We start from the raw sequence: 19358 nt of genomic DNA on the forward strand, positions 1-19358 counted from the left end.
GATCTGTCGAGCAATCGATATTGCGCGACCCTAACCGTTACTGAGAATCAAGTGCGATTTTCCAAAGAAAGTGACATCACGTTCGTGGTAACAAGCTGTGGTCGACTGGATCTGCTGAAGATCACCCTCGACAGTTTCGATCGCTTCAACACGGCGCCCATCCGTGAGGTGTTCATCACTGAAGATGCCGGTGACGAGGGCATACACGCGATCATCCCGGCCCATTGGAAAGATCACTGCACGGTGTTCGTCAATCGGCCGAAACTGGGGCAACTGGCTTCGATCGACCTGGCCTATGAACATGTGAAAACGGCGTATGTTTTCCACTGCGAAGACGACTGGGAGTTCTATCGCCGGGGATTCGTGGAAGACTCCCTGGCCGTGCTGGAGGCTCGCCCGGAAATCCTGCAGGTATGGCTGCGCAGTTATAACCACGATCTGCGTATTCACAGCCCCTACATTCGCCTCGGTGAGCGCGAAGTCGTGGAGGGTGTTGCGTGTTACCCGCTGATCTCCGACAAACCTGAGTGGCAGGGGTTTTCCCTGAATCCAGGATTACGCCGGATGAAGGAATACCGCTTGTGTGCCCCATTTACCGGCTACAGTGGAGAGAAGGCGCTTTCGGTGCGATACGCCGAGCTGAATCTGGCGGCCCGCATACTGGAAGCTGACGCGGTGATGCATACCGGTTTCGGTCTTCACGTCGAAACGGCGGCGGAGCGTCTACGCAAGGCACGCCGCAATCGACGTGATCAGGTCAAATTCGTATTGTCCTTGGTGCTGGGAGTCTGCATTGGCCGGTTCATCCTCTAGGTGCGCAGCAGCCCTTTTCCAGAACCCCGTGCACTGGCTTCGCGCACTATGAGTATTCTCAACATCATGTGGGCAGGGGGCGCTCCATTCGCCTCTACTCATAAAGTGCATCAGCAGATCCTGTCCCAGGTGTCGCCCTCGGTGCCGGTCAAGACCTGGCTGCTTCAGGGGCGTGCGTCCGAATCCCGAGTGAACATGGGGGATGTTCGGGAGTGGGGGGTGTCCTCTGCCCGTCTGAAGGGGCGGCATTTCTGGCGGCTCCTCAAACCCTGGATGCAGGCTCGGTTCAGGAGCGCTCTGCAGGAGAGCGGTGCACATCTGCTGCTGCTCGATGGCCTGGGTGTTGCGCGCACGATGCTGCCGCTTCTCAAGGCAATGCCCCAGGTCCGCGCGGTGGTGGTGTTCCATGGTTCAACGCGCCTGAACGCTTCTGATCGCGTGCTTTTCCACCAAGTGCCCATGGCGCAACTGACGCTGGTCGCAGTTTCCAACACCCTGGCGGACAAAGTGAGCCGAGACTTGCAAATACCGGTCATGGCACTGCGAAGCGCGTTCGATCCGGCGGCCTTTCGTTGCGCACTGCTATCGCGAGATCAAGCGCGAGCCCTGCTGGGTTTGCCTTCGGGTGTGCAGGTATTGGGGGCGGTCGGGCGCCTGGTTCCGGGCAAGGGCTTTGGCTTGCTGCTCAATGCGTTTGCGGCGGCCCTGCATGAGCGCCCCGATCTGCGTCTGGTCATTGTGGGTGAAGGCACGGAGCGTGCCGCCCTGGAAGCGCAAATCGATAGCCTCGGCTTGCGCGACAAAGTCTATCTGCCGGGCCATCTGAGCGATGCCGCACGGCTGTATCAAGCGTTCGATTGGGTGGCGATTCCTTCGAAAAGCGAAGGGTTGGGCCTGATCATGCAAGAGGCGGTGATGGCCGGTGTTCCGGTGCTGTCCAGTGAGCTGGAAGTGTTCCGCGAGCAGTTGGCCGATGCGGGGTGGTACGCACCGACGGAGGATGTCGGCGCCTGGCACGACGCTATCGTGCGAGCCTTTGGCACCTCTGCCGAGGCGGTTGCAGCCGCTCAGCATCAGGCGCTGGCCCCTGAACAGGCCTGGCAGCGTTTCAGCCAGGCCGCCCGCTCACTGCTTTCATGACGGTAGGACAGCCTGCTCGAGCGCTTGTAACGGAAAGCTCTCGTTCAGGTTTTCGCGTGCAATATAGCGGGCGAAGTGTTGCAGGTTGCGTTTGATCAGATGCCGGGGCAGTGGCCCTCGCAGAAAACGCATATCGGCCACATCGATCAGCCCCATGCGATTGTCCGGCGTGACCACGATGTTGCCCAGATGCAGTGAGCGAAAGTAAATACCCGATTGATGAAGATTGCGGATCAGCCCGGCGAGATCCGGCAGGGCTTGCGGCCAGCTGAAACCGTCCTTGCTCGCGATCTGACGCAGCGTCTCACCCGGCAACGGCTGGTAAAGCACGGCCGTCATGCCAGGCGTTTCCAGCCGGTGATATTGCAACACCTGCAAGGTCGGTACGCCGAGTTTCTGCAACGCCAGGGCATTGTCGATGAAGCGTTTCGAATAGGGCCGAAACAGCGCCGAAGAAAAAATACGCTTGCGACGGAACAGTTTCAGAATATTCCCATCCGGCAACAGGTAGACTTTCGGCCCGTAGCTGTCGGCCTCGAGTACCTTGGCACCGTCAATCATTTGATTTAAAGCGGCTTGCGGCAGCCGAGAACATTGCATCGTGGAAAGCCTTGTCGGAAGAACGGGCGCGGTGGCGGGCAATGATGCCGAAAAGTTTCAGCTTTAACCATGCCAGTTGGATAAGCGAATACTCTCAGGAGCAATTTGATGCACGAAAAACGCTGGGCGCAAACATGGATGTCGATCGGTCTGCTGTGGTTTTTATTGGCTATCGCTGTTGCCCCTACCAACAAGGTCTATCAGCAGGGGATGGTGGCATTTCTCTGGCTGCCGGCCCTGGTGTTTGCCTGGTCTGCGCGGGTTCAGCTCACAGAAGCGCTTTACCAACATCGCTGGATCTGCATGCCGTTGCTCGGGCTCCTGGTCTGGTCGCTCATCAGCCTTTACTGGTCGAACGCCCAGGACACCAGTCGTGAAGCCAAGCGTCTGCTGTACATCGTGGTGTTCCTGTTGTTCTTCCCGGTGTTCGCCAGCGGCCGGCCCGACCGTGTGATCCGCGTGATGCAATGGGGCGGGATCGGCCTGGCGATCGCTACGGTAGTCGCCATCGCCAAGTTCTACGGGATGGCCGGCAACCCCTGGAGTGCGCGGGCTGAAGGCCTTGGCGAGTTGTCTCATCCGATTCTGGGTGGCTATGTCATCGGGTTGGCGGCGGTGTGGCTGGCGCTGTGGGTGCCCCGTACCGCTTCATTGCAGGCGCTCTGGGTCGTTGCCCTGGCGGTGTTGGGTGCGTTTGTGCTGCTCAGTCAGAGCCGTGGCGCCGGCCTGGCACTGTTTTTTACCTTGCTGGCCATGCCGATCTGGTGCCGTGACCGGCGCAGCCGCGTTGTCGCAGCGACCGCACTGGTCGTGGCGTTCCTGGCGTTCTGGTTTTTCGAATCGCTGGTCACGGCGCGGGGCGTGTCCTATCGTCCGCAGATCCTGGTGGCCAGCCTGCAAATGATCGCCGAGCACCCATGGCGCGGCCTGGGCCTGGGCAGCGACTACAAGGTGTTTGCCTCCAATACTTATTTCGACCATGCCCATAATCTGTTCAGTCACATCGCCATCGAATTGGGTGTTCCGGGGCTGTTGCTGTGGTGCGCGGTGTGGCTTGCGGTGCTGCGCGAAGCCTGGAAGGTTCGGGAAACGCTGTATGCCCGAGGCATCATTGGCATGTGGTTGTTCTCCACCCTGGCCATGCAGTTCGATGCCGCCAGCCTCAGTGGTACTCCGCGGGCCGAATGGTTCATCAGCTGGCTGGTGGTGGGGCTGGCAGGTGTTTTGGTATGGGCGCGGGTCAATCCCGGCGCTTGTGATAAAATTTCGCGTTCTTCTTAATCAGTGAGCCCTACGATGAGTGATGCGCCGCGTGACGCGGGACAGGATTCCAGCCTGAAAATCTATTTTCGGCTGTTGGGGTACGTAAAGCCCTACACCGGCCTCTTCTTGCTGAGTATCGTGGGCTTCGTCATTTTTGCTTCGACCCAGCCAATGCTGGCCGGCATTCTCAAATACTTTGTCGATGGCTTGAGCAACCCTGAAGCGGTGCTCTTTCCGAATGTCCCTTATCTGAAAGACCTGCAATTGCTGATGGCTGTGCCGCTGCTGATCATCCTGATCGCTGCCTGGCAAGGCCTGGGCTCGTTCCTTGGCAACTATTACCTGGCGAAGGTTTCGCTGGGGTTGGTCCATGACCTGCGTGTCGAGTTGTTCAACAAGCTGTTGGTGCTGCCCAACCGCTATTTCGATACCCACAACTCCGGGCATCTGATCTCGCGCATCACCTTCAACGTCACCATGGTCACCGGTGCCGCCACCGATGCCATCAAGGTGGTGATCCGCGAAGGCCTGACCGTGGTGTTCCTGTTTGGCTATCTGGTCTGGATGAACTGGAAGTTGACGCTGGTGATGCTGGCGATCCTGCCGCTGATTGCCTTGATGGTCGGCAACACCAGCAAGAAATTCCGCAAGCAGAGCAAAAAGATCCAGGTGGCGATGGGCGACGTGACGCACGTGGCGTCCGAGACCATCCAGGGCTATCGCGTGGTGCGCAGCTTCGGTGGCGAGCGCTACGAAGAGCAGCGTTTTGCCGCGGCCAGCCAGAGCAATACCGACAAGCAATTGCGCATGACCAAGACCGGTGCGGTCTACACGCCCATGCTGCAACTGGTGATCTATACCGCCATGGCGGTGCTGATGTTCCTGGTGCTGTTCCTGCGTGGTGACGCCACGGCCGGTGATCTGGTGGCCTACATTACTGCCGCAGGCTTGTTGCCCAAGCCGATCCGACAGCTGTCGGAAGTGAGCTCGACCATCCAGAAAGGCGTTGCCGGTGCCGAAAGCATTTTCGAGCAGCTGGACGTCGAACCTGAAGTCGACACGGGTACCGTCGAGCGCGATCGCATCAGTGGTCATCTGCAGGTGCGCAACCTGAGCTTCTCCTACCCGGGCACCGACCGCGAAGTGCTGAAAAACATCAGCTTCTCGGCGGCGCCTGGTCAGATGATCGCCCTGGTGGGACGCTCTGGCAGTGGCAAGTCGACCCTGGCCAGTCTGATTCCACGTTTCTACCATCATGACATCGGTGAAATTCTTCTGGACGATGTGGAAATCGAAGACTACCGCTTGCGCAATTTGCGCAGGCACGTGGCACAGGTTACGCAGCATGTGACGCTGTTCAACGACACCATCGCCAACAACATCGCCTATGGCGATCTGGCCGGTGCGCCCCGTGCCGATATCGAACGGGCCGCCAGCGATGCCTATGCGATGGACTTCATCTCGCAAATGCCTGACGGCCTGGATACCCAGGTCGGGGAAAACGGCGTGTTGCTGTCGGGTGGGCAGCGTCAGCGCCTGGCGATTGCCCGGGCGTTGTTGAAAAACGCGCCACTGCTGATTCTCGATGAGGCAACCTCGGCGCTCGATACCGAGTCCGAGCGTCATATCCAGGCAGCGCTGGATCACGTCATGAAAGGGCGGACAACACTGGTCATCGCCCACCGTCTGTCGACCATTGAAAAGGCCGACCTCATTCTGGTGATGGACCAGGGGCAGATCGTCGAGCGCGGCACCCATGCCCAGTTGCTGGCGCAAAACGGCTACTACTCGCGCCTGCATGCGATGGGGCTGGATGCGCCGGCGGAAGATATCGCCTGAGTTCCGCCTTTGCAGGCGCTGTCTCAAGCTGCGATCTTTTTGATTTGCGTTAAAAATCAAAGGGTCGCAGCCTCGTTTCACTCGACAGCTCCTACACCGACTCTCCTGAGGTCTTCGCGAATTCATCCCGTTGCAGTCGCCGCACAAGCCGGTGCCTGCCCTGTGTTAATATCGCGCCCCTGTTCATTTTGTATGTGGGTTGCTCCATGAAGTTGTCCATGCCGCGATTCGATCAAGCCCCTGTCTTGGTGGTCGGCGATGTCATGCTCGACCGTTACTGGCATGGTGGTACCTCACGGATTTCCCCTGAGGCGCCAGTACCGGTGGTCAAGGTCGATCACATCGAGGACCGCCCGGGCGGTGCCGCCAACGTTGCGTTGAACATTGCCGCGCTCGGGGCCCCGGCCTCGCTGGTGGGTGTAACCGGCGATGATGAAGCCGCCGACAGCCTGGCCAACAGCCTCAAGGGTGCCGGCGTGCGTGCCCTGTTCCAGCGCGTTGCGCACCAGCCGACCATCGTCAAGCTGCGGGTCATGAGCCGTCACCAGCAACTGCTGCGTATCGACTTCGAAGAACCTTTCGCCACCGACGCCCTGGCGTTGTCCGCGCAAGTCGACGAATTGCTCGAAGGCATCAAGGTGCTGGTGCTGTCCGACTACGGCAAAGGCGCACTGAAAAATCATCAGGTTCTGATTCAGGCGGCCCGTGCCCGTGGCATTCCGGTGCTGGCCGACCCCAAGGGCAAGGATTTTTCGATCTACCGGGGCGCGAGCCTGATCACGCCGAACCTCAGCGAATTCGAAACCATCGTCGGCGGTTGTGCCGATGAGCACGAGCTGGTGAGCAAGGGCGCGCAGTTGATGCACGACCTGGACCTCGGCGCCTTGCTGGTGACCCGCGGCGAGCACGGCATGACCCTGTTGCGTCCGGATCACCCGGCCTTGCACCTGCCGGCCCGTGCCCGTGAAGTGTTCGACGTGACCGGTGCCGGCGACACGGTGATTTCCACCCTGGCGGCGGCCATTGCTGCGGGTGAGGAATTGCCTCACGCGGTCGGCCTGGCCAACCTGGCGGCGGGCATTGTGGTCGGCAAACTCGGTACGGCAGCCATCAGTGCGCCGGAACTGCGTCGCGCGATTCAGCGTGAAGAGGGTTCGGAGCGTGGCGTGCTGGGTCTGGAGCAACTGCTGCTGGCCGTTGACGACGCCCGTGCGCACAACGAAAAGATCGTGTTCACCAACGGTTGCTTCGACATCCTGCATGCCGGTCACGTGACCTACCTGGAGCAGGCGCGGGCCCAGGGCGATCGTCTGATCGTCGCGGTCAATGACGATGCCTCGGTCAGTCGCTTGAAAGGGCCGGGCCGGCCGATCAACAGTGTCGACCGTCGCATGGCCGTGCTGGCCGGTCTGGGGGCGGTGGACTGGGTGATCAGCTTCCCTGAAGGCACCCCGGAAAACCTGCTGCGCGAGGTCAAGCCGGATGTGCTGGTCAAAGGTGGCGATTATGGGATCGACCAGGTGGTCGGCGCGGACATCGTGACCGCTTACGGCGGGACGGTGAAAGTGCTGGGCCTGGTGGAAAACAGCTCCACGACCGCAATCGTCGAGAAGATCCGCAAGTCTGAATGACAGAGATCGGTCCCACGCTCTGCGTGGGACCGATTACGGGCGTGCGGTCTTGTGCGGCACGATCTTTTTCAACAGCTGCTTGGCTTTCCCGCGCAACAGCGCCAATCCCGAATGTTTCCCTGGCGGCGTCAAGCCCTGCTGGCGCACCCAATCCTTCCAGCGTATCCGCTCCTCTTTCACCACCCAACCTTCCTGCCGGGCAAAGCTTTCGGCCAGGTACAGCCCGCGCGTGCTCGCCGGGTACAACTGATCTTTTTTCAGGGTGTAGAGCTCGGCCAACGGATGGCCGTCCTGCAAGGGCATCAGGTACAGGTCGGGGCGCTTGCGGTCCAGGCGAGCCACCAGTTGATCGCCTTCCAGGCGTTCGTCGACATGGAACAGGCTCAGGGATTTGGCTTCCTTGGGCACGTCGAGGCGCAAATCGTAGATCAATTGCAAAGACGCTGTGGGCAAATGCACATAGGCCCGCGGCCGTTCGATCAGTTGCAGGTTGGCGCAACGCACCGGCCGCGCCGACCCCGACAGCGGCGACAGGCGAAAGGGCAGGGCTTCACGGTAATGCAAGGCCGAGGAGTAAGGCGCGGGCAGCCAGGTCTCGTTGAAACGGCCATTGAGCCAGCCTTCCGGGGTTTCCAGCAGGCATTCTTCGGCGATCTCCTGAATTGCCGTATGAAGCGGCAGGTTCAGCTCATGGGCCGGTACATAACCGGAGATCAGCTTGAGCACCACATCGCCCCGGTCCTGCCGACGCTGGCGCACCAGCACCCAGTAATCGCGATTCTGCCAATGCAGGGTCAGGCGCACCGAAACCCCGAGGTTGGCCAGTTCAAGGGCAAAGCGCTCGGTATCGCCGACCGCCACCGGGCGGCGACGCTGCAAAATCTGGGAAAAATTAAGCGGTCGGCCGACGCTCTGGTAACTCAGGCCTTCGGGAGTCGCTTCGACGAATAAGGGCAGGGTCTTGAAGTTGCTCGGGTTCTTTCTGATGAGCGTACGCGGCATGTCGGCTCCTGCTTAAGGCCGCGTAAGGCGGCGTCAGTTGCTACGTAGGACCTGGGCAACGGTCGCGACGTTATGGGCGAGGTGCAGCGGGTTGATGGTCCCGACAATAGCACTGGCGACCCCCGGATGTTCGAACAACAACTCGAAACTGGCCCGCACCGGATCCACCCCAGGACTGAGGCAGACATGACCGCTGGCGAGGGCTTTTTTTACCAGAATGGCTTTGCCGTGAGCAGCAGCATAGTCAATGACAGGCTTTTCGGATTGTTCGTTCAGATTGTAGGTGACCATCGCGCAATCACCTTGCTCCAGCGCCTTCAGGCCGCCCTCGACCGTCTTGCCGGAAAAGCCGAACCCACGGATCTTGCCTTCGGACTTGAGTGCAGCGAGCGTTTCGTAGACCTCACAGTGGTTGAGGATTGCCAGGTCGTTGCCATCGGAATGCACCAGCACCAGGTCGATGAAGTCGGTTTCCAGACGTTGCAAGCTGCGCTCCACCGACAGTCGGGTGTGCGCGGCAGTGAAATCGTGCCGAGACTGACCGTCGGCAAACTCTTCGCCGACCTTGCTGACGATGACCCAGTCCTGACGTTGCCCGCGCAGCAGAGGGCCGAGGCGCTCTTCGCTGCGGCCATAAGCCGGGGCGGTGTCGATCAGGTTGATGCCCAGGTCGCGAGTGAGCTTGAGCAGCCGGCGCGCGTCGTCATCGTCGGGAATCTGAAAGCCGTTGGGGTACTTGACCCCTTGATCGCGGCCAAGCTTCACAGTGCCCAGGCCCAAGGGGGATACCAGCAGCCCGGTGCTGCCGAGCGGGCGATGCAGATCATGCAGGGTCGGTACGGTCATGGCAGCAGTTGCTCCCAGGCAGGAACGCCCATCGGCGGTTTTGGCAATGGCGGCAGTGGCGTTGCAGGGCCAGGTTGAATCCCGTCCCGTTCAAGGCTGTTGATCACTCGATCGGCAAAATCCGGCGCCAGCGCCAATTTGGTTGGCCAGCCCACCAACAGCCGGCCTTCTTCGGCCAGAAAGGCGTTGTCGGGGCGGGTCAGGCCTGTTTGCAGGGGTTCGGCGCGATCCACACGCAAAGTGGCCCACCGCGCGGTGCTCAGGTCGATCCAGGGCAGCAACTGGCCGAGTTCTTTCTGTGCGGTAGCGATTTGCTCGGCGGGCTCACGGGCTACGCCGTCAGTCTCGGCGATATCGCCACCCAGGTACCAGACCCATTGACCATCGGCAGCCGGGTGGGTGGTCACGGTGATGCGCGGTTTGGTGCCGCCGCCCAGGCAGTGGGCGTACAGCGGTTTGAGGCCCGGTCCTTTGGCCATGATCATATGCAGCGGCCGGCGCTGCATGGCTGGCTGGCTCAGGCCCAGGGCTTCGAGCAGTGATGCCGTTCCGGCACCGGCACTGAGGACGATGCGTTGCGCGCGAATCTCACGCTCGTCGACCTTCAGGCCGACCAGGACGCCACCCTCCAGCAGCGGTTCGATGGTCTGCCCGGCGAGCAAGCCGTCACCCGCCAGGTCCGCCAGGCGCTGGACCAGACTCGGCACGTCGATCACCAGTTCGGCCAGGCGATAGACCTTGCCCTTGAAGCGCTTGTCTTGCAGGGCGGGGGGCAGTTGATCGCCCTTGACCTGATCCACGCGACCGCGCACGGCCTTGCTGGCGAAGAAACTGGTGAGGTTGCCGGCAATGGTGCCGGGGGACCAAAGGTAGTGGGCTTCGGACAACAGGCGCACGCCGGACAGGTCCAGCTCGCCGTTGCCGGCCAAGGCTTCGCGCCAGCGCCGGGGCATGTCGGCAATGGCTTCCGAGGCGCCGGTCAGGGCACCGTGCAGCGCGTATTTGGCGCCGCCATGGATGATGCCCTGGGACTTCATGCTCTGCCCGCCGCCGAGGCCGGCGCTTTCCACCAGCACGGTCGAAAAACCCTGGCGACGCAGGCGCGCATTCAGCCAGAGGCCGGCGACACCAGCGCCGACAATCAGAACGTCGGTGGAAATAACGGATGGCATGCAGCGACCTCAGAGTTCAAGACGAGGGCGCAGTATACAGATTCATGCCGAACGCCATGTAGCAGCCGGGTATCAGTGCCCCGCGGTCTTGGAGAAGAGCTGGATGACGACGACCCCCAACACAATCAACCCCATCCCCAGCATCGCCGGCACGTCCAGCTTCTGCCCATAAATAAACAGCGCCGCCACACTGACCATCACAATGCCCATGCCGGCCCACACGGCGTAGGCCACGCCCACCGGCACGCTGCGCACCACCAGGGTGAGCATCCAGAAGGCGATGCCGTAACCGACGATGACCAGGATCAGCGGCAGCGGCGTGCTGATGCCTTTGACCGCTTTCATCGAAACGGTGGCGATGACTTCGGCGCAGATGGCGATGGCCAGGTAGTAGTAGGCGGTCATGGGTCAATCCTCATAAAAAATGCTGCTTGCTGAGGCGGCATTTTAGAGATCCCCCAGATGCGGTAAAGTCATTACCTATCTGCTGGGGAGATGGGTTAGCCATGAGCATGCAATGGAATCTGGATCAGTTGCGACTGTTCGTCAGCGTCGCGGAGCAACGTTCGTTTTCCGCCGTGGCGCGCGGCCAGCGCAAGGCGCAGTCGGCGGTCAGCAGTGCAATCGCCTTGCTGGAGGAGGACCTGGGCGTGAGCCTGTTCGACCGCAGCAGCGGTCGGCAGCCCAGACTTACGGAAGCGGGTACGGCCTTGCTTGATGAGGCTCGGGAAGTCCTGCGCCAGTGCGAGCGCCTCAATGGCCGGGCGCTGGCAATGATGCGCGGCCAGGAAGCACGATTGCGTCTGGCCCAGGATGAAGCGATGCCCTATCAGCCCGTGATTGAAAGCCTGGAAGCCCTGGCCGAGCGCTTTCCCAGCCTGGAAGTGCAATTGACCAGTGCCGCCCAGGGCGAAGTGGCGCGAAAACTGGTGGAGCGCCGCGCCGATCTGGGCCTGCTGTTCTTTCATGATCAGATTCCCGAAGCCTTGGAGCGGCGGGTGCTGGGCAGTGTGGAAATGGTCACCGTGTGCGGCGTCGACCATCCGCTGGCGCAACAGACGCAGGTCGATCGCCAGCAATTGGCGCAGCACCGTCAGTTGCTGATGTCGACCCAGTCCAGCCTTTATCCGGGCAGTGAACCGGCCAGTCCGCAAGTCTGGCGGGCCGACAGTTTCTATGTGATGGCCGAATGGCTGGTTCGCGGCCTCGGCTGGGCCTGGTTGCCGCGGCATGTGGTGCAATACCCGACCTATCACGACCAGATGGTCGAATTAAGCAGCGAATGGACCCCGCCCGCGCTGGTGGTGGAGCTGGTCTGGCGTCGCGATGAGCCGCTCGGGCCGGCGGCGCGCTGGCTCGCGGAACGTTTTGCCGTGCACCTGCAGGCGATCGGCGAAAAACCCGATAAACTCCGCCGCCATGAATAGATCTCTCTACACCGTGCTGTTTTACCTGGGGCTGCCGTTGGTGGCGATTCGGCTGTGGCTGCGGGCGCGCAAGGCGCCGGCGTATGCCAGGCGCGTTGGCGAGCGCTTCTCCTATGGCATGCCGACGATGAAGCCCGGAGGTATCTGGGTGCACGCGGTGTCGGTGGGCGAAAGCATTGCCGCCGCGCCAATGATCCGCGCCCTGTTGCAACGTTATCCACAGCTCCCGATCACCGTGACCTGTATGACCCCGACCGGCTCGGAGCGCATCCAGGCACTGTTTGCCAATGAACCGCGCATCCAGCACTGCTACCTGCCCTACGACTTGCCGTGCGCGGCGAAGCGTTTTCTTGATCGTGTCCAGCCGAAACTGGCAGTGATCATGGAAACCGAGCTTTGGCCCAACCATATCCACCAATGCGCCAAGCGCGGGATTCCCGTGGCCCTGGCCAATGCACGATTGTCCGAGCGCTCGGCCAGAGGCTATGGCCGGTTCGGCAAACTGACCGGGCCGATGCTTGCCGAGATGAGCCTGTTCGCCGTGCAGACCGAAGCCGAAGCGCAGCGTTTCCGGGAGTTGGGCGCACGGGATGAGACCGTTGAAGTCACCGGTTCGATCAAGTTCGACCTGACCATCGACCCGCAACTGCTGCAGCGCGCCACCGAACTGCGCGGGCAGTGGCAAGCCCAGGAACGTCCGGTGTGGATCGCCGCCAGCACCCACGACGGTGAAGACGAAGTGGTACTGGCCGCCCATCGCCGGTTGCTGGCGAGCCATCCCGATGCGTTGCTGATTCTGGTGCCAAGGCACCCGGAGCGCTTTGACTCGATGTTCGAATTGTGCCGCCAGCAGGGTTTCGCCACGGTCCGCCGCTCCACGGGCGAGGCGGTGACTGCCGATACGTCAGTGTTGCTAGGCGATACGATGGGCGAATTGCTGTTTCTCTACGCCCTGGCCGACAGCGCTTTCGTCGGGGGCAGCCTGGTGCCCAACGGCGGGCATAACCTTTTGGAGCCGGCAGCCCTGGCCAAACCGGTGTTGAGTGGTCCGCACCTGTTCAACTTCCTCGAAATCGCCGCGCAACTGCGCAGTGCCGGCGCGTTGCAGGAAGTGGACGATGCCGAAGGGCTGGCATTGGCGGTACAACGCCTGTTCGAATTACCGCAGGATGCGCAACGCATGGCGCAGGCGGGGCTGACGGTGATGCGTCGCAACCAAGGCGCGTTGCAGCGTTTGCTGGATGGGTTGGGACGGTTGATCGACTGACCTGAAGCCTGAAACCTGAAACCTGAAACCTGTGGCGAGGGAGCTTGCTCCCGTCCGGCTGCGAAGCAGTCGTAAACCGGCCATTGCGCTGGGTCAGTCGAAATGCATTCGCTGGTTTTGGGGCCGCTACGCGACCCAGCGGGAGCAAGCTCCCTCGCCACTAAAAGCCTTTCAGCAGGATGGGTCTGTTACTGGCCGGGTCTGGCTTTGAGTTGTTCGGCCGCAGCCTTGGCCAGATCCGGCGGCAGGAAATCCTTGTCCGGGTTGTAATTGGGGTTGAGCCAGCGCGCCAGGTCCTGCAGATCCCCCGGGTTCAGGGTGCCGGCCTGTTGCTTGAGGCGCAGGTTGTCGAGGATATAGTCGTAGCGGGTGTTGTTGTAGTCACGGACCGAGGTGTACAGCGAACGCTGTGCATCCAGCACGTCGACAATGTTTCGCGTACCCACCTGATAACCGATTTCCGTCGCTTCCACCGCACTCTGGTTGGAAATGATCGACTGCTTGCGCGCCTGCACCTGCTCGACATCGGTGTTCACCGCACGATGCAGGTCGCGGGTGTTTTCCACGATGGAGCGAAGCAGGGATTCACGCTGCTGCTCGGTCTGGTCCAGTTGGGCGTACCCTTGGCGTACCTGGGAGTTGATCAGGCCACCGCTGTAGATCGGGATGCTCAGTTGCAGACCGATCGAGGTCTGCTCGACATCGCCCTTGTACGGCAGGGGGAGGTTGTTCGGGTTGCTGAAACCCAAGGCATCGTTGTCGCCTTTTTCGTACCGGGCCACCGCATCGACAGTCGGCGCATGGCCAGCCTTGCGTTGCTTGAGCGTTTGTTCGGCGGCGCTGACGGCGTAGTTGCTGGCCAGCAGATTGAGGTTCTGCCGGGCCGCGGTTTCGACCCAGGCCTTGGCGTCGTTGGGCGCCGGCGGCAGGATCGGCAGGTTATGGCTGATGCCCTGGATCGAGTTGTATCGACGGTTGGTCAGGGTGACCAACGCTTCGAAAGCATCATCCACCTGGCGCTGCGCAACAATGCGGTTGGCCCGCGCGGTGTCGTAGCTGGCCTGGGAGTTCAGCACGTCGGTCTTGTCCGACAGGCCGACGTCGAAGCGCTCGTTGGACTGGTCCAATTGACGCTTGAACGCGGCTTCCTCGGCCTTGGTCGATGCCAGGTTGTCCTGGCTGCGCAACACGTTGAAGTAACTGTCGGCGGTTTGCAGGATCAGGTTCTGTTCGGTCGCAGAGAGTTGCAGCGCGGCCTGTTCATTCACATCCTTGGCGGCCTGGAACTGGAACCAGCGATCAGCACGGAACAAGGGTTGTGCCAGGGTGGCCTGATACGAATGGGCATTGCGGTTGGCGGTAGCGGAAGGCTGATCGATCGAGGTGCGCACGCTGGTGACATCGGCGCCGCCAGACAGGTTGGGCAGCAACCCGGCGCGGGCCTGGGGCACGACTTCTTTCTGCGCGCCATATTGGGCAACGGCGGCCGCCAGGTCGGCGTTGTTGTTGACCGCCTCCTGATAGACGCTGACCAGATCGGTCTTGGTCGATAAGGGCGCTTCTGCTGCCCAGGCCATTCCATTGGACGCACAAGACACGGCAACGGCCAGTGAGAGTTTGCGCAGCATGAGGCGATCCCTAGAAAAATTATGCTGATAATTTGAGCGCCAAGGCTACGGCGCGGCACTTGCAGCGTCAATGCGCAGCACGGCCGTAGCGAGTGTAGTTGCGCTGGAGAGCGGCAACAATCCTGCCGTTCTGGGTAATTACGCCATTCATCACGGTGTTTATCGCGGTGTTGGCGTTCTTGAGCCGTTGTGTCTAGACTGGCCACGTTCTTGTCGGGGTGCCTTGCTATGAGGCTGAGATCGAATAATTTCGGATCCCGTTGAACCTGATCAGGTTAGCGCCTGCGTAGGGAACAAGATTTCTCGTCACCCGGCGAGTCCTCTTGTGCTTCGTCCGGGATGTGATTCGACCATCGAACACCCCTCGAGCACTGAGCACAGCACGGCTGGATTTCCCAGCTCACGTGCGTCCATTCGTTACAGGTTCGCTCCGACAAAATTCCACTGCCTGGATGCTGTCTGGAGAGCCCGTGATGACCATAAAAGCAAAAATCGCCACCAACCTGAGTGACTCGGCCAAGGTCGATCAGCAATCGGTGCAGCCGTTTACCCGCTCGCAAAAAATCTATGTTCAGGGCAGCCGCCCGGACATTCTCGTACCGATGCGCGAAATCAGCCTCGACGTGACGCCGACCGACTTCGGCGGCGAGGTCAATGCGCCGGTGGTGGTGTATGACACCTCGGGCCCCTACACCGATCCCAATGTGATTATCGACGTGCGCAAAGGCCTGGCCGACGTGCGCTCGCCCTGGATCGAAGCCCGTGGCGACACCGAGCGCCTCAGTGGCCTGAGCTCCAACTTCGGTCAGGAACGCCTCGCCGATCCGGAACTGACCCAACTGCGTTTTGCCCACGTCAACAACCCGCGCCGCGCCAAGGCCGGGGCCAACGTCAGCCAGATGCACTATGCCCGCCAAGGCATCATCACCGCCGAGATGGAATACGTCGCCATCCGCGAAAACATGAAGCTGGAAGTGGCCCGCGCCGCCGGCCTGCTGGACCAGCAACACGCCGGCCACAGCTTCGGCGCCAGCGTGCCGAAAATCATCACCCCTGAATTCGTCCGTGACGAGATCGCCCGCGGTCGCGCGATCATTCCGGCCAACATCAACCACACCGAACTGGAACCGATGATCATCGGCCGTAACTTCCTGGTGAAGATCAACGGCAACATCGGCAACAGCGCCCTGGGTTCGTCCATCGAAGAAGAAGTGGCGAAACTCACCTGGGGCATTCGCTGGGGTTCGGACACGGTCATGGACCTGTCCACCGGCAAGCACATTCACGAAACCCGTGAGTGGATCATCCGCAACTCGCCGGTGCCGATCGGTACCGTGCCGATTTATCAGGCCCTGGAAAAAGTCGGCGGCGTCGCCGAAGACCTGACCTGGGAGCTGTTCCGCGACACGCTGATCGAGCAGGCCGAGCAGGGCGTCGACTACTTCACCATCCACGCCGGTGTGTTGCTGCGCTACGTGCCGATGACCGCCAAGCGCGTGACCGGCATCGTGTCCCGCGGCGGTTCGATCATGGCCAAGTGGTGCCTGGCGCATCACAAGGAAAACTTCCTCTACACCCATTTCGAAGACATCTGCGAAATCATGAAGGCCTACGACGTCAGCTTCTCGCTGGGCGACGGCCTGCGTCCGGGATCGATTGCCGATGCCAACGACGAAGCGCAATTCGGCGAGCTGGAAACCTTGGGCGAGCTGACCAAGATCGCCTGGAAGCACGACGTGCAGTGCATGATCGAAGGCCCGGGCCACGTGCCGATGCAGTTGATCAAGGAGAACATGGACAAGCAGCTCGAGTGCTGCGACGAGGCGCCGTTCTACACCCTCGGCCCTTTGACCACCGACATCGCACCGGGCTACGACCACATCACCTCCGGCATCGGTGCGGCGATGATCGGCTGGTTCGGTTGCGCCATGCTCTGCTACGTGACGCCCAAGGAGCACCTGGGGCTGCCGAACAAGGATGACGTGAAGACCGGCATCATCACCTACAAGATCGCCGCCCATGCCGCCGATCTGGCCAAGGGGCATCCGGGGGCGCAGATCCGCGACAATGCCCTGAGCAAGGCGCGTTTCGAATTCCGTTGGGAAGACCAGTTCAACCTGGGCCTGGACCCGGACACCGCTCGTTCGTATCACGATGAAACCCTGCCGAAGGATTCGGCCAAGGTCGCGCACTTCTGCTCCATGTGCGGGCCGAAGTTCTGCTCGATGAAAATCACCCAGGAAGTGCGTGAATACGCAGCCAACCAACGGATCGAAGCGCTCGACGTGGATGTCGCCCAAGGCATGGCCGAACAGGCCGAGCGCTTCAAGCAGGAAGGCAGTCAGCTGTACAAGAAGGTTTGATCTGACCTGTGATTGACGGCGCCTGTGCTGCCGTCTTCGCGAGCAAGCCCGCTCCCACAGTGGACCGCGTCCGCCCGGACAACTCGGTCAACTGTGGGAGCGGGCTTGCTCGCGAAGGCGTCGGACCGGGCACCCAACATCTCAATGACACAATTATCCCTCTGAGATAACACCCTTGAGCATTCAACCCAGCACTTATTCACCTGACATTGCGGTCCCCACCGACAAACGTGTGTTCGGCGGCCGCGATCTGTTTTCCCTGTGGTTCTCCCTCGGCATCGGCCTGATGGTCCTGCAGACCGGCGCCTTGCTCGCGCCGGGCCTGGGCCTGTCCGGCTCGTTGCTGGCGATCTTCCTCGGCACCCTGGTCGGCGTTCTGCTGCTGGCGGCGGTGGGCGTGATCGGCAGCGATACCGGCCTGTCGTCGATGGCCGCGCTCAAGCTCAGCCTGGGTGCCAAGGGCGCGAGCCTGCCGGCGGTGCTGAACCTGCTGCAACTGATCGGTTGGGGCTCGTTCGAGATCATCGTCATGCGCGATGCCGCCAGCCTGTTGGGCGCCCGCGCGTTCAGCGAAGGCAGCCTGCTGTCCAACCCGGTGCTGTGGACGCTGGTCTTCGGCGCACTGGCCACCCTGTTGGCCGTCAGCGGGCCGTTGACTTTCGTACGGCAGATCCTGCGCAAATGGGGCATCTGGCTGCTGCTGGCCGCGTGCATCTGGCTGACCTGGAACCTGTTCGCCAAGGCCGATCTGGCCGCACTCTGGGCCCAGGCCGGTGACGGCTCGATGCCGTTCGCCGTGGGTTTTGATATCGCCATCGCCATGCCGCTGTCGTGGTTGCCGCTGATCGCCGACTACTCGCGTTTCGGCAAGCGTGCGAAAAACGTGTTTGGCGGTACCGCCATCGGCTTCTTTATCGGTAACTTCTGGCTGATGAGCCTGGGCGTGGCCTACACCCTGGCGTTTGCGCCGAGCGGTGAAGTCAATGCCTTGCTGTTGGCGCTGGCCGGGGCCGGCCTGGGGATTCCGCTGCTGCTGATTCTCTTGGACGAGTCGGAAAACGCCTTTGCCGATATCCACTCGGCGGCGGTGTCCAGCGGCGTTCTGTTGCGGATGAAGGTCGAGCACCTGGCGCTGGCCATCGGCGTGGTCTGCACCCTGATCGCGTTGCTGGCGCCCTTGGCTCAGTACCAGAACTTCCTGCTGTTGATCGGTTCGGTGTTCGCGCCGCTGTTCGGCGTGGTGCTGGTCGATCATTTCATCCTGCGCAAGCGCAGTGGCCAGGTGGCGTCAGCCGCGTTGCGCTGGCCGGCACTGCTGGCCTGGCTGGGCGGCATCAGCACCTATCATCTGCTGGCCAACCTGTATCCGGATGTCGGTGCAACCCTGCCGGCGCTGGTCCTGGCAGGGCTGTTGCAGCTGGTGCTGGGACGGGCCTTCAGTTACGGCCGGGAAACAGCTCGGGCTTGAGGATGCCGTTGAGGCGAGGGTAGGGGATCTTCAGTTCGACATGGCCCAGCGCGTAAGGCGCGATGCTGCTGGTTTCGTACTTGAGGATCACCCCGCCATAGGTCAGCGCCACGTTCTGGGTTTTCTGGAACGGCCAGCTCTTGACGAACTCCGGTTCCTGATCGAGCTTGGTGCTGATCAACCAGCTGTTGTGCGCCACCTGCGCTGCCTTCCAGAATGCCTCTTCCTGCCCCGGCAACAGCATGTCCGACAGTGTCAGCACCTTGTGCTGCTGGCGCGAATAGTTGATGAACCCGCGCCCCGGTGTGCCATGAGCGCCACCGGTGTCCAGGTAACTGGACAATTCGACGATCACCAAGCCGTCATGCTGCTCGCGTACTTTGGCTTGCAGATAACTGCTGTTGCGCGGTCCGGCCGTGCGCAAGAACTGCTCGCGATAGGCCGCCAGCGTCGGCGCCACCGGTGCATCGGGGGAGGTGCGGGTCATTTGCAGCAGGCGTTTTTCGATGATGCCGTCCAGTTCGGGCTCGGCGGGAAAGTGCAGGGTATCGATATTCACCAGCGGACAGTCCTGGTCCGAGCAGCCCGGCTTGAGCTGTTCGGTGGCGTCGCGGGTGGTTTCCAGCGGCACGCGATAATTCGGCTGGAACAGGCTCTGGCAGGCGCCCAGGGTCAGGGCGATAGCGGCCGCGGAGGCAATTTTAAAAAGCGACATGGGTGTCCTTCATAAAACAGGGAAAGGCAAAAAGTTACCGCTTCGACTACCAACGGCGCAGTCAGTTCGCCACTAAGCTAATTAGAGTGGGTTTCGCCCTCACCGTCTATCCCGCTGACGGGAAAGGGGCTGCATCAAACGGCAAGGGCGCGTTAGGATGGCGCGAAGTCGAGGTTGGAGCCTC

The 19358-nt window shown here is 61.4% G+C and carries 16 protein-coding genes and 1 riboswitch; of the genes, 9 read left to right on the top strand and 7 right to left on the bottom strand.

What is annotated here, in order from left to right:
• Nucleotides 1-51 precede the first annotated feature (51 nt).
• Nucleotides 52-813 (top strand): glycosyltransferase, encoded by a 762-nt coding sequence (locus B0W55_RS14840; protein WP_077046728.1) that lies wholly within the window; start codon nucleotides 52-54, stop codon nucleotides 811-813.
• Between the two features lie 48 nt (nucleotides 814-861).
• Entirely contained in the window at nucleotides 862-1953 is a 1092-nt protein-coding gene (locus B0W55_RS14845) for a glycosyltransferase (protein ID WP_077046729.1), read from the top strand.
• Here B0W55_RS14845 and B0W55_RS14850 read toward each other — a convergent pair.
• Nucleotides 1948-2553, bottom strand: a complete 606-nt coding sequence (locus tag B0W55_RS14850) for a serine/threonine-protein kinase (RefSeq protein ID WP_077046730.1) — start codon at nucleotides 2551-2553, stop codon at nucleotides 1948-1950. The genes B0W55_RS14845 and B0W55_RS14850 overlap by 6 nt on opposite strands.
• Before the next feature lie 108 nt (nucleotides 2554-2661).
• Between B0W55_RS14850 and B0W55_RS14855 the strand changes: the two genes are divergently transcribed.
• From B0W55_RS14855 to hldE, 3 genes are all read left to right on the top strand, one after another.
• Nucleotides 2662-3834 (top strand): O-antigen ligase, encoded by a 1173-nt coding sequence (locus B0W55_RS14855; protein ID WP_077046731.1) that lies wholly within the window; start codon nucleotides 2662-2664, stop codon nucleotides 3832-3834.
• Nucleotides 3835-3849: 15 nt separating this feature from the next.
• Nucleotides 3850-5655: a lipid A export permease/ATP-binding protein MsbA gene (gene msbA, locus B0W55_RS14860; RefSeq protein ID WP_077046732.1), complete on the top strand. Its 1806-nt coding sequence runs from the start codon at nucleotides 3850-3852 to the stop codon at nucleotides 5653-5655.
• Nucleotides 5656-5861: 206 nt separating this feature from the next.
• A complete protein-coding gene (gene hldE / locus B0W55_RS14865) occupies nucleotides 5862-7286 on the top strand; it encodes a bifunctional D-glycero-beta-D-manno-heptose-7-phosphate kinase/D-glycero-beta-D-manno-heptose 1-phosphate adenylyltransferase HldE (protein WP_077046733.1) in 1425 nt (474 codons plus the stop codon).
• 33 nt (nucleotides 7287-7319) lie between these two features.
• Here hldE and B0W55_RS14870 read toward each other — a convergent pair whose 3' ends face one another.
• From B0W55_RS14870 to B0W55_RS14885, 4 genes are all read right to left on the bottom strand, one after another.
• A complete protein-coding gene (locus tag B0W55_RS14870; protein ID WP_077046734.1) occupies nucleotides 7320-8288 on the bottom strand; it encodes a metal ABC transporter ATPase in 969 nt (322 codons plus the stop codon).
• Between the two features lie 33 nt (nucleotides 8289-8321).
• Nucleotides 8322-9134, bottom strand: a complete 813-nt coding sequence (locus B0W55_RS14875) for an aldo/keto reductase (protein ID WP_077046735.1) — start codon at nucleotides 9132-9134, stop codon at nucleotides 8322-8324.
• On the bottom strand, nucleotides 9131-10306 hold the full coding sequence (locus B0W55_RS14880; protein WP_077046736.1) for an FAD-binding oxidoreductase: 1176 nt from the start codon (nucleotides 10304-10306) through the stop codon (nucleotides 9131-9133). The genes B0W55_RS14875 and B0W55_RS14880 overlap by 4 nt, the downstream gene beginning before the upstream one ends.
• Nucleotides 10307-10378: 72 nt before the next feature.
• A complete protein-coding gene (locus B0W55_RS14885; RefSeq protein ID WP_077046737.1) occupies nucleotides 10379-10711 on the bottom strand; it encodes a multidrug efflux SMR transporter in 333 nt (110 codons plus the stop codon).
• A gap of 101 nt (nucleotides 10712-10812) precedes the next feature.
• Between B0W55_RS14885 and B0W55_RS14890 the strand changes: the two genes are divergently transcribed.
• Both B0W55_RS14890 and waaA read left to right on the top strand, forming a co-directional pair.
• Nucleotides 10813-11733, top strand: a complete 921-nt coding sequence (locus B0W55_RS14890) for a LysR family transcriptional regulator (protein ID WP_077046738.1) — start codon at nucleotides 10813-10815, stop codon at nucleotides 11731-11733.
• Nucleotides 11726-13000, top strand: coding sequence for a lipid IV(A) 3-deoxy-D-manno-octulosonic acid transferase (gene waaA / locus B0W55_RS14895; RefSeq protein WP_077046739.1), 1275 nt, complete (start codon nucleotides 11726-11728; stop codon nucleotides 12998-13000). The genes B0W55_RS14890 and waaA overlap by 8 nt, the downstream gene beginning before the upstream one ends.
• 188 nt (nucleotides 13001-13188) lie before the next feature.
• On the opposite strand, the gene B0W55_RS14900 is transcribed toward waaA, so the two are convergent.
• Nucleotides 13189-14628 (bottom strand): TolC family outer membrane protein, encoded by a 1440-nt coding sequence (locus B0W55_RS14900; RefSeq protein WP_077046740.1) that lies wholly within the window; start codon nucleotides 14626-14628, stop codon nucleotides 13189-13191.
• Between the two features lie 204 nt (nucleotides 14629-14832).
• A riboswitch (TPP riboswitch) is annotated at nucleotides 14833-14938 on the top strand.
• A 163-nt stretch (nucleotides 14939-15101) separates the two neighbouring features.
• Between B0W55_RS14900 and thiC the strand changes: the two genes are divergently transcribed.
• Both thiC and cytX read left to right on the top strand, forming a co-directional pair.
• The gene (gene thiC / locus B0W55_RS14905) at nucleotides 15102-16991 is read left to right on the top strand and encodes a phosphomethylpyrimidine synthase ThiC (RefSeq protein WP_077046741.1); all 1890 of its coding nucleotides are present in this window, start codon (nucleotides 15102-15104) and stop codon (nucleotides 16989-16991) included.
• 175 nt (nucleotides 16992-17166) lie between these two features.
• The gene (gene cytX, locus B0W55_RS14910; protein WP_077046742.1) at nucleotides 17167-18459 is read left to right on the top strand and encodes a putative hydroxymethylpyrimidine transporter CytX; all 1293 of its coding nucleotides are present in this window, start codon (nucleotides 17167-17169) and stop codon (nucleotides 18457-18459) included.
• On the opposite strand, the gene B0W55_RS14915 is transcribed toward cytX, so the two are convergent.
• Nucleotides 18428-19174 carry an RsiV family protein gene (locus tag B0W55_RS14915; RefSeq protein ID WP_077046743.1) on the bottom strand — a complete coding sequence of 249 codons (747 nt, stop codon included), beginning with the start codon at nucleotides 19172-19174 and terminating at the stop codon, nucleotides 18428-18430. The two genes, cytX and B0W55_RS14915, sit on opposite strands and share 32 nt — an antisense overlap.
• Nucleotides 19175-19358 lie beyond the last annotated feature (184 nt).

This window comes from Pseudomonas sp. KK4 (genome assembly GCF_001984065.1).
In the GTDB taxonomy this organism is placed as follows: Bacteria; Pseudomonadota; Gammaproteobacteria; order Pseudomonadales; family Pseudomonadaceae; genus Aquipseudomonas.